This window comes from Cupriavidus sp. D39, from assembly GCF_026627925.1.
GTDB lineage: Bacteria > Pseudomonadota > Gammaproteobacteria > Burkholderiales > Burkholderiaceae > Cupriavidus > Cupriavidus ulmosensis.
In genome coordinates, this window is sequence record NZ_JAPNLE010000009.1 from 3,839,409 (window position 1) to 3,853,971 (window position 14,563).

A 14,563-nucleotide genomic window follows, 5' to 3' on the forward strand; every position below is an offset into this window, starting at 1 on the left:
CGTTTCTCAGGCACGGACCGCCTACCGCGATACCGGCCGCTTGCCCAGTTTGCGCTGCAGCGTGCGCCGATGCATATTGAGCGCGCGCGCGGTAGCCGAGATATTGCCTTCGTGCTCGGACAGCACCCGCTGGATGTGTTCCCACTCCAGCCGCGCCACCGATAGCGGCACCGGCTCTTCCATGGCGGCTTCTGCCGCGTCTTCCGATACCCCGGCCATCAGCGCCGTCAGGATCGAATCCACATTGGCCGGCTTGGCCAGGTACTCATCGGCACCATGCTTGACCGCGGCCACCGCGGTGGCGATGCTCGCATAGCCTGTCAGCACCAGGATGCGCGCGTACGGCAATGCCGCACGCAGCGGCGCGACCAGTTGCAGGCCTGACTCGGCCGGCGCGGTGCTGCCCGCTTCCGGCGGCGCGCTCAGGTGCAGGTCCAGCGTGATATAGGCAAACGGCGTTTGCGCGGCGAGCGCAAGCGCCTGCTGGCGGTTGTGCGCGATCTGCACCGCATAACCGCGGCGCGTCAGCGCGCGCGCCAGGGCGCCTGCGAACACGGCATCGTCGTCGACGACCAGGAATGGAGCGGCATCGCTGGCGCCGGGCTGTGCGCCGTCGGCGGCGGGATCATGGTGGGCGTCGGTCATCGCGGGCTCGTTGTCGTTGTCAGGGGTGAGGCAAACGGTGGAGCGGCCGGCAAGGCTGCCGGGGAGGGCGCGGGCAGGCGCAGCTCGGCCACGGTGCCGCCCTCGTGGTGGTCGTGCCAGGCCAGCCGGCCGCCCATCTGCAGGGCTGCGCTTTGTGCCAGGTACACGCCGATGCCCTGGCCGCCATGCATGCTGGTCATCGGTGCTTCGCCCAGGCGCGCGCGCTGAGACTTGGGGATGCCCAGGCCGCGGTCGGTGACGCGAAACGTCAGCGTCGGCAGCGCGCGGTTGTCCTCCAGCGCGATGGCCAGGCGCAGCGGTATCTGTTCGTGCCCCGCGGCCAGCTGGCTGCGCGCGGCGTTGTCCAGCAGGATCGTCAGGATCTGCCCCACGCGCGCGGCTTCCACCGGCAGGGCGGCGGCTTCGCCGATGGCATTGGCTTCCAGCCGGGCATGGGGGTGGCGCAATTGCCAGCGCTCCACATAAGCGTCCAGCCAGGCATCGATGCGCTGCGCCGCCGCGGTCTCGTGGTCGTCGCGCAGGCGGGCCAGGATCGATTTGCACAGCTCGAGCTGCTGCTCCATGGTCTGCAGGTCCGGCAGGTAGGCGGCCACTTGCGTGGCCGCCAGGCGCGGGTCCGCGGCATCGGCGCGCAGCTCGCCCGCGATGACCGCCAGCGTGGCCAGCGGCGTGCCGATCTCGTGGGCGACCGCGGCGGCCTGGTCGTTCAGCGCTTCGATGCGCGCGTCGCGCAGCAACTGTTCACGCGCCAGGTTGAGCTCCGCGTCGCGCTGGCGCAGCACCCCGGACAGGCGCGCCACAAATACCGCGATCATCGTTGCGCTGGCGACAAAGTTGAGCCACATGCCGGCCAGGTGATAGTTGATGGCGTTGTCCGGGTTGTGCAGGTTCAGCGGCACGTACTCGATCAGCATCAGGCTGTAGCAGGCCATCGCGTAGACGGCGAGCGCGATCACATTGCGCCACGGCAGGATGGCGGCGGCAATCGCCAGGCCCGGCAGGTAGAACGAGACAAAGGGGTTGGTCGCGCCGCCGGTGAAGAACAGGTTGGCCGACAGCGCCGTCAGGTCGACCATCAGCTGGCCCATCAGCTCGGCGTCGCTCGGCATGCTGCCGCGGCTGGCGTGCATGCGCAGGCGCAGGCCGGTCAGCAGGTTGAACACCGCCTGCAGCGAGAGGATCGCCAGCAGCGGGCTGTACGGCAGGATCACGCCGGCCACGGACTCGCACGACACCAGCAGCACCGACTGCCCGCCCATCAACGCCCAGCGCAGCCAGAACAGGCGGCGCAGGCTCATCAGGTTGTGGCGGACCGGGGCGATGCTCGTGGCGGAGCCGGGGCGGAGGGGACCGTGTCTGGCGGCACGGCTGCGATGGTATCCATGCCGCGAGTTTAACAACGACCGGCGCCCGGCCCGTCGCGTGCGACACCGTGCCGCATTGGTTGGCGCCAGCGGCGCTGCCAGACTGAACGGTTCGCTGCAGGTTAGCTGCCCGGCCGGCTACCCGAATTGCGCTGCCCGGCTCACGTCGCCAGGGTCGACATGGTCTAATGTTTCTTTTGTGCAGTCCTTTGAATCTCAGTGGAGATAGTCCAGATGCAAGCCAGATTCCTCGCCGCGGTGCCCGCCGCCCTGCTCGCCGCGCTGTGCTCGAACGCGGCTTTCGCCCAGGTCGACGTCAGCAACGCCTGGGCGCGCGGCACCGTGCCCGCGCAGACCGCCACCGGCGTCTTCATGACCCTGCATGCGCACGAGCCCGCCAAGCTGCTCGGCGTCAGCACGCCAGCGGCAACCACGGCCGAAGTGCATGAAATGAAGATGGATGGCAACGTGATGCGCATGCGCGCCATCGGCGCGCTCGACCTGCCCCGCATGCAGGACGTCGAGCTCAAGCCGGGCGGCTACCACGTGATGCTGATGGGCCTCAAGGCGCCGCTGAAGAAGGGCGACACCGTGCCGCTGACGCTCAAGATCGAGCAGGGTGGCAAGGTGATCGAGCAGAAGGTCGACGCCGAAGTGCGTGATCTCACCGCCACGGCGCCGGCCGCCGGCGCGCACGGCGACCACAAGCACTGAAGCGCTAAAGGCAGGCAGCCAGTCTGCCTAGCTGCGCAGGCTGATCGCGTCGTCCGGCTCGTCGCCGGCCGCCACCGCGATCACGCGCTCGCGTAGCCAGCTATGGCCGGGATCGGCGTCGGTACGGTCGTGCCAGATCAGGCTGAAGCCGAAGCCCGGCAGCGGGAAGGGCGGATCGAACACCGCGAAGCGCGGATCTTCCTCGAAGGCGGCCAGGCTGCGCCGCGCCGTGGTCAGGACCAGGTTGGTGCCGGCGATCAGCGCTGGCGCCACGCTCCAGTGGGGCAGCACGCAGGCAATCTTGCGCCGCCCGCCAACCTTGGCCACGGCGACATCGATGGCATCCACGCGCTCGCTGTGGGCTGCCACCAGCACATGCGAGCGGGCCAGGTACGCCACCTGGTCAAGCTTGCCCAGGCCGCGCACCGTGGCCGCATCCACCATGCAGGCATAGGTTTCCTCGAACAGCTCCGTGCTGCGCACGCCTTCCGGAGGCTGCCCGAACACGCCCAGCGCCAGGTCGATCTCGCCATCCGCGACCTTGGCGGTCATGGCTTCGCGGCTGGCCTGGCTGACCACCAGGTCGATGCCTGGGGCGATCTTGCGCACCGCGCGCAGCAGCCCGGGGAGCAGCGCCATCGCGCCATAGTCGGACATGGCCAGGCGGAAGCTGCGGCGCGCCGTGGCGGGCTGGAAGCCGGACGGCCCCAGCAGGATGCGCACCTGCGCCAGCGCCTCGGCCAGCGGGCCCGCCAGTTCGTGTGCGCGCGCGCTCGGCACCAGGCCGCCCTGGCCGCGCACCAGCAGCGGGTCATCCAGCAACTGGCGCAGGCGGCCCAGCGCATGGCTCACCGCAGGCTGGCTGAGGTGCAGGCGCAGCGCGGCGCGCGAAATATGTCGTTCGGCCAGCAGGGCTTCCAGCACCACCAGCAGGTTGAGGTCGATACCGCGGAGATCATTCATGCGGCGCATATTAACGCTATGAAACGAGAATTGGTAATTCGCGGCGCAATATTTCACACTGAGGCATCAAATTTTTTTGCAGGAGATGCCTAGGTGCCCGGTCTCAACAACATTTCGCCGGCGCTTGCCGGCCTCGTTCCCGTCCTGGTGGCCATTGTTTCCGGGGCGCTGATTCCCTTCCAGGCCGGCGCCAACGCCACCCTCGGGCGCAGCCTGGGCCATCCGCTGTGGGCCACCGTGGTTTCGCTGCTGGTCAGCCTGGCGGTGGTGCTGCCGCTGCTGTGGCTGCTGAAGGTTCCGCTGCCCTCGCTGGCGGCGGGCGGGCCGGCCTGGATGTGGGCGGGCGGCGTGGCGGGCGTGTTCTACATTACCGTGGCACTGGTGCTGGCCCCGCGCCTGGGCGCCGGCGGCTTTATCGCGGCGGTGGTGGCGGGGCAGATGGTGGGCGCGCTGCTGCTGGACCAGTTTGGCCTGGCGGGCTTCGCGGCCCGCGCCGTGACGCCGGGGCGCCTGGCCGGCGCTGCGCTGGTGGTGCTGGGGGTGGTGGTGATGCATTTCGCCTGGGCGGGCGCGGCCAGCACGGTGCCGGCGCAGGCGGCGAACTGATCAGCCTTCGGCTTGCGCGTTGCCGCCATCCTTGCGGCGGCGCGCCAGGCAGGCGGGGCAGAGGCAGTGCTGGCCCGGCACGATCTGGCGGGCGGGCAGCAGCGGCTGGGTGGCGCACCAGCAGTGCGGCAGGCCGGCGGCATAGCCGCACACAAAGCCGGCGCCGCAGGCGCTGCAATGCTCCACCGGGCGCAGTTGCCCCGTCAGCACCGTGGCCGGATCGCTCACGGCGTGCCCCGGGGTGGCTCGTCTTCCTGGCCCAGCCGGGACATGGCGGCGCGCATCAGCCGCATCTGGCCCGAAAAATTGGTGCAGGCGTCGCAAATCGCCATGTGCCCGCGCATGCGCACGCGCTCGATCCAGGTCAGCGGCCGGTCCATGCCTTCCATGGTCAGGTGGTGGATCTCCCGGCAGTTTGGCAGCAGCCGGCGGCGGGGTGGCGTATCAGGCATGGCTTCCTTTGGTTCGAGAGGCGGTTTTGGGCCGTGGCAGCTTGCCTGGCTGTCGCGGCCCGCTTACAAGGTCAGGCCAGCTTCAGGCCAAGCTTCAGGCCAAGGTTCCGGCGCTCACGCCTTCTGCCCGAACCAGTTCAGCTCCAGGCACTCGCGCAGGCGCATGCGGGCCCGGTACAGCATGACCCAAGCATTAGTCGTCGTGATCTCCAGTTCCTGACAGATTTCTTCGGTTTCCAGCTCCAGCCATTCCCGCATCATGAAAATCCGGCCGATCTTGGCGGGCAGCTTGTCCACGCACAGTTGCAGGATCTCGAAGAACTCACGGCGCTCCAGGGCGCGGTCCGGGTTGCCCCAGTCGGACGGCGGCGTGTGGTAATGGCCATTCTTGGCGAACAGGGCATCGAAGGCGTCGATATCCGACTGGGCCTCGCCATCGTCGTCGCCGCCGCCCAGCGTCAGGCGCACTTCGCGCCGGCCGCTGCGCAGCGTATCGATGATCTTGTGCTTGAGGATGCCGATCAGGTAGGTCTTCAGCGCGGACTGCCCGCTAAAGCGCTCCGGGTGCTCCAGCGCGGCCACCAGGGTGTCGGAGACGGTATCCTCGGCCAGTGCCTGGTCACGCAGCTGCAGGCGCGCGAAGCGCAGCAAATGGGGGCGCAGGGCGCTAAGATCGTCGGGGTGCAGGCTCATTGTGTTGCCGCTATTCGGTGGTGATGCGACTGTTGGCCAACTGTTGCGTGGATAGAACGCCATGGTGCGCCGCAGTACGCATGCACCGGTTTTGAACCCCGCTGCACCACCGTCTGCACGCGTGCGCCGCGGTTTCTTGTAAAATCGGCGCCTGCCGCGGCCGGAGGTGGCCTAATCGGGGTAAAAACCCCCGTAACCAGTTGCTCACCGCCGGTCAGAATTGCCATGATACCTGTTGAATCTCACGGATGTCCCTTGCCATGAACGCCGACACCCCTGGGCCTGCCGCTACCGCGGTGGCCGCAATTGCCCCAGCCCTCAAGGCCGAAATCCTTGCCGAGGCGCTGCCCTATATCCGCAAGTTTCACGGCAAGACCATTGTGGTCAAGTACGGCGGAAACGCGATGACCGAGGACAAGCTCAAGCACGGCTTCGCGCGCGACGTGATCCTGCTCAAGCTGGTCGGCATGAACCCGGTCGTGGTTCACGGCGGTGGCCCGCAGATCGACGAAGCCCTGAAGAAGGTCGGCAAGGTCGGCACTTTTATCCAGGGCATGCGCGTCACCGATGAAGAGACCATGGAAGTGGTCGAATGGGTGCTGGGCGGCGAAGTGCAGCAGGACATCGTCATGCTGATCAACCAGTACGGCGGCCAGGCCGTGGGCCTGACCGGCAAGGACGGCGGCCTGATCCGCGCCAAGCGCCTCAAGATGCCGGACCGCGAGAGCCCCGGCGCCTTCATCGACATCGGCTTCGTGGGCGATATCGAGGCCATCAATCCGGCGGTGGTCAAGGCCCTGCAGGACGACGCCTTCATCCCGGTGATCTCGCCGATCGGCTTTTCCGACGACGGCCAGGCCTACAACATCAACGCCGATGTGGTGGCGGGCAAGATGGCCGAGATCCTCAAGGCCGAGAAGCTGGTCATGATGACCAACATCCCGGGCGTGATGGACAAGGCCGGCAACCTGCTGACCGACCTGTCCGCGCGCGAGATCGAGGAACTGTTCGCGGACGGCACCATCTCCGGCGGCATGCTGCCCAAGATCTCGTCGGCGCTGGACGCGGCCAAGAGCGGCGTGAATTCGGTCCACATCATCGATGGCCGCATCGAACACTCGCTGCTGCTTGAAATCCTGACCGAACAAGCGTTCGGTACCATGATCCGTTCGCACTAGAACGCATCTCCCGGCAGCGCGCCCATTGCGCGCATTGCGCGCGCTGCCGCCCCACCCTTCATTCTTTCCCGCGTGCCATCTATTTCCCCGCCCTTGCGCCGCAGCCTGCGCGGTGCGCGCCGACGCCGCCCCGCGGGCGACAATTCCGGCCGCACGGTCTGGCTGTTCGACCTCGACAACACGCTGCACGACGCGTCGCATGCGATCTTTCCCGCCATCAACCAGTTGATGACGGCGTATGTCGCGCGCGTGCTGGGCAGCGACGAGGCCACCGCCAGCGAGGTCCGGGTGAAGTACTGGCAGCGCTACGGTGCGACGCTGCTCGGCATGATCCGCCACCACAACGTGGACCCGGCCGACTTCCTGCGCGCCGCGCATGATTTCCCCGAACTGGCGGAGATGGTGCGGGTGCGGCGCGGCCTGGCCGGCCACCTGCGCCGCCTGCCCGGGCGCAAGATCCTGGTGACCAACGCGCCGGAGCAATACGCGCGCGCGGTGATGAAAGTGGCTGGCATCCAACGGTGTTTCGAGCGGGTGGTCGCCATAGAGGACATGTGGGTGCATGGCCACCTACGGCCCAAGCCGGACCGGCGCATGCTGCGCCGGCTGCTGGTGCAGCAGCGGGTGGCGCCGCACCGGGCGGTGCTGGTGGAAGACACGCTGTCCCACCTCAAGCGCTATGCGGGCACGGGCATTCGCACGGCCTGGGTGACGGGCTACCTGCGCACGCTGGCGCCATCGCGCCCGCACGACGTGCCGATGCCCGCGGGCGCTGCCGTGGCGGGCGCCGGCGGCGACGCCGCGGTGCGCAGCACGCTGGACGCGGAGGGCCGGCAGCACGCCGGCCACGCCGCGCAGGAACATTCGGTGACGCTGGTGGCGGCCGAGACGCAGGACCCGCCCGCGCTGGCGGCCGGCACGACGGCGCCGCAGGCGCTGCCGGCATCGGCGCCGCGCGTGCGGGCGCGGATCGTAAATCGCCCCGGCTATGTGAACGTAAAAGTACAATCCATGCATCAACTCCAACGACGAATGCGGAGAATCGGGTCATGATGCACAGTAACGGGCGCCCATCGGGTGCGGCTCCGGCCGCCGCCGGGCAGGGCGCAGGCGTGGACGGGGCGCCGGTACGCAAACGCCCGCGTCCGGGCGAGCGGCAGGTGCAGATCCTGCAAACGCTGGCCGGGATGCTGGAAGTGCCGCGCGGGGAAAAGGTCACCACCGCGGCGCTGGCTGCCAAGCTCAGCGTATCGGAGGCGGCGCTATACCGCCATTTCGCCAGCAAGGCGCAGATGTTCGAAGGCCTGATCGGCTTTATCGAGCAGACCGTCTTCGGCCTGATCAACCAGATCACCACCCAGGAAGAGCATGGCTTGCGCCAGGCGCACGCCGTGGTGCGCATGCTGCTGTCCTTTGCCGAGAAGAATCCCGGCATGACGCGCGTGCTGACCGGCGAAGCGCTGGTGGGCGAGCACGACCGCCTGCAGGAGCGCATCAACCAGCTAGTGGACCGGATCGAGGCCTCGCTGCGGCAGTGCCTGAAGATCGCCATCAGCCAGGGCGCCTTTCCGCCCGACGCCGACGTGCCGGTGCGCGCCGCGCTGATCGTGGCGACCGTGCAGGGGCAGTGGCATCGCTATGCCAAGAGCGGCTTTCGCAAGCTGCCCAGCGAGAACGCGGACGCGCAGTTGCGTGTGCTGCTCGGCTAGGCTGCGCCCATTCTGAAGCATTAGCCGAAGCCGGCCGGACAGGCCAAAACCGTCTGCCATGACGACGGCTGTCGCTCCCTCTCCCCTCAGGGGGAGAGGGCTGGGGAGAGGGGTGGCTTAGCTAGGAGCCACTGGAAGCGAAGCCCATGGTTTTTTCAGCATGACGGCATAACCAGCGCCAGCCCTCTCCCCCGGCCCCTCTGCCACAAGTGGGAGAGGGGAGCAAACCAGCGGCCCTGGACGAAGCCGCCGAACAGGCCAAAGCCGCGCGCCATGACGACGGCTGTCTCTCCCTCTCACCTCAGTGGGAGAGGGAGCAAACCGTGGCATTGTCCTCCGCTCAGGCCTGTATGGTCGCATCGGCGTTTTCGTCGGCCGGGGCCGCAGGCTTGTCGCGCAGAGGTTGCCATGCGGCGCCTGCGGCGTACCAGTCGATGCGCCGGGTCATCACCATGATGGCGGCCAGGATCACGAACATCAGCAGCGAGCCCAGCATCAGCGCATTGTCCTCCGACAGCAGCAAGCCATAGAGCGCGCCGTACAGCACGGCCAGCAGCGTGGCAAAGGCCAGCCCACGCCGCCAGCTCTGCAGCACGAACGACAGGTAGAAGCCCAGCAGCCCGATGCAGCCGGCGCTGGCCGCCAGGTAGGCGAGCGCGAACGAGATATGCTCGGACAGGCTCAGCAGCAGCAGGAAGAATACCGCGAGTGCGAGGCCTACCAACAGGTATTGGATCGGGTGGATGCGCAGGCGCTTGACCAGCTCGAACATGAAGAAGCCGGCGAAGGTCAGCAGCACGAACATGGCGCCGTACTTCACCGCGCGCTCCGCCTGCAGGTAGATGTTGACCGGATCGATCAGCGTCACCGACACCGTTTCGAGCATGCCGTCGCCGGTGCCCGCAAGCTGGCTGCGGGCCTTGGTGTTATACGAGGTCACGCTCCAGTTGCTGCGAAAGCCCTGCGCGCTCACGCTGCGGGTGCGCGGCAGGAAGTCGCCATCGAAACTCGGATGCGGCCACGCGGAATCGAGCGAGATGTCGTTCTGGTCCCCCACCGGGGTGAAGGCCAGCGACTGCGCGCCCAGCAGCGGCAAGGTCAGCGAGAACGGCACCACGCGCTGTGCCTGCGCGGACCTGCCATCCAGGCCGGGCTTGGCGGCTTTGGCGGGCGGCAAGTCGATCTCGGCGTGCAGGCCTTGCGACAGGCTTTTGAGCCGCGCGCCTTGCTCCAGCTTCAGCGCCTTGCCGTCCAGCTCGAACGCAGGTGCCGCCATCAGGCCGCGCGTGTCGCTGATGCCGATCGTGATGTACGGCTGGCCCACCTCAAAGGCGACGTGCCCGGCCGAGCGCGGCAGGTCGGCCGGGTCGGGCAGCGCGATGGTGCCCTGCCAGCGGCTTTGCATCTCGTACACCAGCACCTTGTGGATGCCGCGATAGCGCTCGCTCGGCGTGACCTCGCCCTTGACCCGTAGCATCGTGGGGAAGACCAGCAACTGTCCGACCTCTGCCTGCAGCACGGTGGCATTCGGCCGCTTCGGGTCGCTGCTGTCCGTCACGCGCAGGATCTCCTTGTACGGCAGCACCAGCACCGGGCCGGTCAGGGTCTGCGGGCCGGCGTAGCTTTGCCAGACGCTGCGTACCGCTTCCTCGCGGTAGTGCTTGCGGTCCTGCACGGCATTGCCCACGAGATGCAGCGGGATCAGGATCAGCAGGATCAGGAACGCCGTGATGGCGGATTTGAAAAACAGGATTCGGTTCATGGCGGCAGGCGCGCGGGAGTGACGATGCCGCTAGCTTAGGGTTGCCATGTGAGCCGCCGCGGAAGCCTGCGTGAAGCGATTGGCCCGATTGTGTGCTGAGTGTGAAGTCGCTATGCCGCAGGCAGCGCCAGCGTCGCGCACGCTCCGCCCTCGGCGCGGTTGGCCAGCGTGATTTCACCGTGATGCAGCGTAGCGATCTCGCGCACGAAGCACAGGCCCAGCCCGGTGCTCTTGTCCTGCCCGCCGGGGCGCGGCAGCGAGTAGAAGCGCTCGAACAGGCGCGGCAGCGCATAGTCCGGAATGCCGGGGCCGTGATCGGTGACGCGCACGGCGATCTTCTCGGCGGGATCACTGCCGTGCGCCACGGACACGTCGACCGTGCTGGCCGCCGGCGCGAAGTCGATGGCATTCTCCAGCAGGTTGCCCAGCGCCTGGTGCAGCAGGAACGGATCGCCTTTCACGACCGGCTCGGGCTGGCCAGACGGCATCAAGCGCAGCGTCAGGCCGCGCTGGCGGGCGCGCGGCTCCAACTCATGCAGCAACTGCTCGATCAGCGGCACCAATGCAACCGGCTCGTGGGTCTCCAGGCTCTGGCGTTGCTCCAGCGCCGCCAGCGCCAGCAGCTTGCGGATCATTGCCTCAAGCCGCTGTGCCTGCCGCCGGATATTGGCGACGAAGCGGTGGCGGTCGGCGCCCGGCATGTCTTCCTGCAGCAGCTCGGCGGCGCCGCTGATGGCCGCCAGCGGGCTCTTCATCTCGTGCGTCAGCGTGTGGATGTAGTGCTCGACATATTGCTTGTCCTCCAGCCGCAGGCGCATGCTCTCTACCGAGCGGCCCAGCTCGGCCAGCTCGCTGGCGCCGCGCAGGGGCATCTCGGCGCGCTCGCCCGCCGCCACCGCGCGCGCATAGCGCTGCAGCTGGCGCAGGCCGTGCACCAGCCACAGCGTGCAGGCCAGGCCGATGACGAACGCGCCGCCCATCAGCAACAGGCCGCTCTGCAGGATCTTGCGCTGGCTGCGTTCGATGAACGGCGCCATCGTCACGTTGGGCTTGGCCACGGTCAGCACGCCGATGGTCTTGTTGCCGTCGCGGATGGGGGCTGCCACGTGCATCACCGTGCTGGCATCGTCGTCGGGGTTGGCGCGCGTGCTGCGCGCGCCGTACTCGCCCCGCAGCGTGCGGTAGACATCGTTCCAGCGCGAGTAATCCGCGCCAACCGCCGCCTCGCCGGAATCGAAGCGCACGATGCCGCGCTCGTCCGTGATATAGATGCGGTAGCCCACCGCATCCTTGTGCATACCCCAGACATTGGCATCGACCTTGTCCTCGCGCAGCCGCGCCAGGCGGCGCGCGAAGGCGCCGTCGGCGATGCGGCCGTTCTTCATGTCGTCGGCGGCCAGCACCGCCAGCACATGGGCGGTATCGACCAGCGTGTCCTCCATGGCCTGCCGCACGCCGGGCTTGACCTCCTGCACGAACACCCGCAGCGTAAGGAACGCCGCCAGCCCGACGATCAGGAAGAAGCCGAAGAAGATGCGAAGCCCGATATGCATGCGTGGCCGTGGATAGGTTGTGTATGAAGTGGAGGCGCCGCTCAGCCTTCGAGCGAATAACCCATGCCACGATGGGTGCGGATCGAATCGCACTCCGGATCGAGCGCGCGCAGCTTGGCGCGCACCGTCTTGATATGCGTATCGACGGTGCGGTCGATGGTGTCGAGCGCGTCGTGCCAGACCAGGTCCATCAGCTGCGCGCGCGAATAGATGCGCCCGGGATGCTGCAGCAGCAAGGCCAGGAGCCGGTACTCGTAGCGGGTCAGGTCGAGCCACTGGCCGCGCCAGGCCAGGCGCGCGCCGTCGGCATCGAGCGTGAAGCCTTCAGGCTGCACGGGTGCCGGCGCAAGTCCAGGCGGCGCGGCACGCTTGCCGGCGCGCCGCAGGATCACGCGTACCCGCGCCGCCAGCTCTCGCGGCGAGAAGGGCTTCACCACGTAGTCGTCGGCGCCGATCTCCAGCCCGACGATGCGGTCGATTTCCTCGTTGCGCGCGGTGAGGAAGATCACGGGCACATCGGAGAAGGTGCGCAGCGTGCGGCAGACTTCGAAGCCATTGATGTCGGGCAGGCCCACGTCCAGGATCACCAGGTCCGGCGCTTGCGCGCGCAGGCGCGCAAGCGCGGCGCCGCCGAGCGCGCAGTGCTCGACCGTCATGCCTTCGGTGGATAGCGCATAGAGGATGGTGTCCGCGATGGCGGATTCGTCTTCGATGACCAGGATGCTGGGTGGTTTCGTCAAGGCTGGATTGGCGATTGGTTAGCGTTTGGTTCGTGTTTGGCCCGCGTCGGGCGGCGCGCCGCCGCCGCCGCCATTGTTTGCTCTATAATAGGCGGGTCGCGCCGATTTGATGACTGGCTTGCGGGCGCGCGGCGGCATGGTAACCCCTGGAGGCGTGGTTTTGGGGGTTCCGGCAGCCAATATAAATGCGGCTAAAGAGGTGGGTCGGTTCCCTGCCACGCAAGGCACCGACACGCGGGACACAAGACCCGTGCAAAACCCGATTTGGCTGCGCCGTCGTTGATGCTGTGTTTGATGTCAGGTTCGATGTCATCCGCAGGCAACGTCCACGCAATGCCGGTCGGGTTTTTTGCGCCTGTTTGCCAACGGGCTTATTCCATGACAGACGTAGCTCCGCCTCCTGCCACGTTGGCATTGCCGGCCGATTCGGTCGGCTTCGTCACGCCGCAGCGCATGCATTTCCCCGAGCCGTTGAAGCTGCGCAACGGCACCTCGCTAGCCGACTACGACCTGATGGTCGAGACCTACGGCACGCTCAACGCCGCCCGCTCCAATGCCGTGCTGGTGTGCCACGCGCTCAACGCTTCGCACCACGTGGCCGGCGTGTACGAGCACGACCCGCGCGACGTCGGCTGGTGGGACAACATGGTTGGCCCGGGCAAGCCGCTCGACACCGACCACTTCTTCGTCATCGGCGTCAACAACCTCGGTTCCTGCTTCGGCTCGACCGGCCCGATGAGCGCCAACCCCGCCACCGGCCAGCCCTATGGCGCGATGTTCCCGGTGGTCACGGTGGAAGACTGGGTCAATGCCCAGGCGCGCGTGGCGGACCGGTTCGGCATCACCCAGTTCGCGGCGGTGATGGGCGGCAGCCTGGGCGGCATGCAGGCACTGGCCTGGAGCCTGATGTATCCGGAGCGGCTGCGCCACTGCATCGTGGTGGCATCCACCCCCAAGCTGTCGGCGCAGAACATCGCCTTCAACGAGGTGGCGCGCAGCGCGATCCTGTCCGACCCGGACTTCCACGGCGGCAACTACTACGCGCACGGCGTCAAGCCCAAGCGCGGCCTGCGCGTGGCGCGCATGATCGGCCATATCACTTACCTGTCCGACGAGGACATGGCGGAGAAATTCGGCCGCGAGCTCAAGACCGACGACATCCGCTTCTCCTTCGATGTCGAGTTCCAGGTGGAGAGCTACCTGCGCTACCAGGGCGACAAGTTCGCCGAGTACTTCGATGCCAACACCTACCTGCTGATCACGCGCGCGCTCGATTATTTCGATCCGGCGCTGGCCTTCGGCGGCGATCTCACGCGCGCGGTGTCGCAGACGCAGGCCAGCTTCCTGGTGGCCAGCTTCACCACCGACTGGCGCTTCGCCCCCAATCGCAGCCGCGAGCTGGTCAAGGCCCTGCTCGACAACAAGCGCCCGGTCAGCTATGCGGAGATCGATGCGCCGCACGGGCACGACGCCTTCCTGCTCGACGACCCGCGCTATCACAACCTGATGCGCGCCTACTACGAACGCATCGCCGAGGAGATAGGTGCATGAATGCCGCGGCCAACCCCAATATCCTGGCGCTGCGCCCCGACTTCCGCGCCATCGCGCGCTGGATCGAGCCCAACTCCACGGTGCTCGACCTTGGTTGCGGCGACGGCAGCCTGCTGCGCGTGCTGCAGGACGAGCTCGACGTGCAGGCCTACGGCATCGAGATCCAGGACGACGGCGTGCTGGCGTGCGCGCAGAAGGGCGTGCACGTGATCCAGCAGAACCTGGAAGGCGGCCTGGCGCTGTTCGAGGACAAGAGCTTCGATACGGTGATCCTGTCGCAGACGCTGCAGACCATCCACAACACCGCGCAGGTCCTGCGCGAGACGCTGCGGGTGGGGCGCGAATGCATCGTGTCCTTCCCCAACTTCGGCTACTGGCCGCACCGGCTGTCGGTGTTCCGCGGCCGCATGCCGGTGTCGGAGGCGCTGCCGTACCAGTGGTACAACACGCCGAACGTGCGGGTGCTGACCATCAGCGACTTTGAAGCGCTGGCGTCCAAGGTCGGCCTGCGCATCCTCGACCGCGTGGTGATGCATGAGGGCGTGACGGTCAACTGGGGCTCGAACTGGCGCGGCAGCCTGGCGGTGTACCGGGTTTGCGCCGCCTGAGCCG

Annotated in this window: 16 protein-coding genes; 7 read left to right on the forward strand and 9 right to left on the reverse strand. The window is 67.6% G+C overall.

Annotated elements, in window-relative coordinates; translation table 11 throughout:
- Window positions 1-21 precede the first annotated feature (21 nt).
- Window positions 22-645: a response regulator transcription factor gene (locus OMK73_RS29995; RefSeq protein ID WP_267605222.1), complete on the reverse strand. Its 624-nt coding sequence runs from the start codon at window positions 643-645 to the stop codon at window positions 22-24.
- The gene (locus OMK73_RS30000) at window positions 642-1,964 is read right to left on the reverse strand and encodes an ATP-binding protein (RefSeq protein WP_267605223.1); all 1,323 of its coding nucleotides are present in this window, start codon (window positions 1,962-1,964) and stop codon (window positions 642-644) included. Before OMK73_RS30000 ends, OMK73_RS29995 begins: the two co-directional genes overlap by 4 nt.
- Window positions 1,965-2,264: 300 nt before the next feature.
- On the opposite strand from OMK73_RS30000, the gene OMK73_RS30005 reads away from it, so the two are divergent.
- The gene (locus tag OMK73_RS30005; RefSeq protein WP_267605224.1) at window positions 2,265-2,744 is read left to right on the forward strand and encodes a copper chaperone PCu(A)C; all 480 of its coding nucleotides are present in this window, start codon (window positions 2,265-2,267) and stop codon (window positions 2,742-2,744) included.
- A gap of 27 nt (window positions 2,745-2,771) precedes the next feature.
- On the opposite strand, the gene OMK73_RS30010 is transcribed toward OMK73_RS30005, so the two are convergent.
- Window positions 2,772-3,707 carry a LysR family transcriptional regulator gene (locus OMK73_RS30010; protein WP_267605225.1) on the reverse strand — a complete coding sequence of 312 codons (936 nt, stop codon included), beginning with the start codon at window positions 3,705-3,707 and terminating at the stop codon, window positions 2,772-2,774.
- Window positions 3,708-3,800: 93 nt separating this feature from the next.
- Here OMK73_RS30010 and OMK73_RS30015 point away from each other — a divergent pair, with 93 nt between their 5' ends.
- Window positions 3,801-4,313 carry a DMT family transporter gene (locus tag OMK73_RS30015; protein WP_267605226.1) on the forward strand — a complete coding sequence of 171 codons (513 nt, stop codon included), beginning with the start codon at window positions 3,801-3,803 and terminating at the stop codon, window positions 4,311-4,313.
- Here OMK73_RS30015 and OMK73_RS30020 read toward each other — a convergent pair whose 3' ends face one another.
- The 3 genes from OMK73_RS30020 to OMK73_RS30030 all read right to left on the reverse strand — a co-directional run bounded on the left by OMK73_RS30020 (window position 4,314) and on the right by OMK73_RS30030 (window position 5,458).
- Window positions 4,314-4,541, reverse strand: coding sequence for a cysteine-rich CWC family protein (locus OMK73_RS30020; RefSeq protein WP_267605227.1), 228 nt, complete (start codon window positions 4,539-4,541; stop codon window positions 4,314-4,316).
- Complete coding sequence (locus OMK73_RS30025) at window positions 4,538-4,765, reverse strand: zf-HC2 domain-containing protein (protein WP_267605228.1); 228 nt, start codon at window positions 4,763-4,765, stop codon at window positions 4,538-4,540. The genes OMK73_RS30020 and OMK73_RS30025 overlap by 4 nt, the downstream gene beginning before the upstream one ends.
- Window positions 4,766-4,879: 114 nt before the next feature.
- On the reverse strand, window positions 4,880-5,458 hold the full coding sequence (locus OMK73_RS30030; protein WP_267605229.1) for a sigma-70 family RNA polymerase sigma factor: 579 nt from the start codon (window positions 5,456-5,458) through the stop codon (window positions 4,880-4,882).
- Window positions 5,459-5,706: 248 nt separating this feature from the next.
- Between OMK73_RS30030 and argB the strand changes: the two genes are divergently transcribed.
- The 3 genes from argB to slmA all read left to right on the forward strand — a co-directional run bounded on the left by argB (window position 5,707) and on the right by slmA (window position 8,345).
- Window positions 5,707-6,636, forward strand: a complete 930-nt coding sequence (gene argB, locus OMK73_RS30035; protein ID WP_400097422.1) for an acetylglutamate kinase — start codon at window positions 5,707-5,709, stop codon at window positions 6,634-6,636.
- A 72-nt stretch (window positions 6,637-6,708) separates the two neighbouring features.
- Entirely contained in the window at window positions 6,709-7,689 is a 981-nt protein-coding gene (locus tag OMK73_RS30040; RefSeq protein WP_420715604.1) for a pyrimidine 5'-nucleotidase, read from the forward strand.
- Window positions 7,686-8,345 carry a nucleoid occlusion factor SlmA gene (gene slmA / locus OMK73_RS30045; RefSeq protein WP_267605231.1) on the forward strand — a complete coding sequence of 220 codons (660 nt, stop codon included), beginning with the start codon at window positions 7,686-7,688 and terminating at the stop codon, window positions 8,343-8,345. The genes OMK73_RS30040 and slmA overlap by 4 nt, the downstream gene beginning before the upstream one ends.
- Window positions 8,346-8,685: 340 nt before the next feature.
- On the opposite strand, the gene creD is transcribed toward slmA, so the two are convergent.
- From creD to creB, 3 genes are all read right to left on the reverse strand, one after another.
- On the reverse strand, window positions 8,686-10,107 hold the full coding sequence (creD, locus tag OMK73_RS30050; RefSeq protein WP_267605232.1) for a cell envelope integrity protein CreD: 1,422 nt from the start codon (window positions 10,105-10,107) through the stop codon (window positions 8,686-8,688).
- A gap of 110 nt (window positions 10,108-10,217) precedes the next feature.
- Window positions 10,218-11,660 carry a two-component system sensor histidine kinase CreC gene (gene creC / locus OMK73_RS30055; protein ID WP_267605233.1) on the reverse strand — a complete coding sequence of 481 codons (1,443 nt, stop codon included), beginning with the start codon at window positions 11,658-11,660 and terminating at the stop codon, window positions 10,218-10,220.
- Between the two features lie 41 nt (window positions 11,661-11,701).
- Complete coding sequence (gene creB, locus OMK73_RS30060) at window positions 11,702-12,400, reverse strand: two-component system response regulator CreB (protein WP_267605234.1); 699 nt, start codon at window positions 12,398-12,400, stop codon at window positions 11,702-11,704.
- Between the two features lie 378 nt (window positions 12,401-12,778).
- Here creB and metX point away from each other — a divergent pair, with 378 nt between their 5' ends.
- Window positions 12,779-13,951 carry a homoserine O-succinyltransferase MetX gene (gene metX, locus OMK73_RS30065; RefSeq protein WP_267605235.1) on the forward strand — a complete coding sequence of 391 codons (1,173 nt, stop codon included), beginning with the start codon at window positions 12,779-12,781 and terminating at the stop codon, window positions 13,949-13,951.
- Window positions 13,948-14,559 carry a methionine biosynthesis protein MetW gene (gene metW / locus OMK73_RS30070; protein WP_267605236.1) on the forward strand — a complete coding sequence of 204 codons (612 nt, stop codon included), beginning with the start codon at window positions 13,948-13,950 and terminating at the stop codon, window positions 14,557-14,559. The genes metX and metW overlap by 4 nt, the downstream gene beginning before the upstream one ends.
- Window positions 14,560-14,563: the final 4 nt, after the last annotated feature.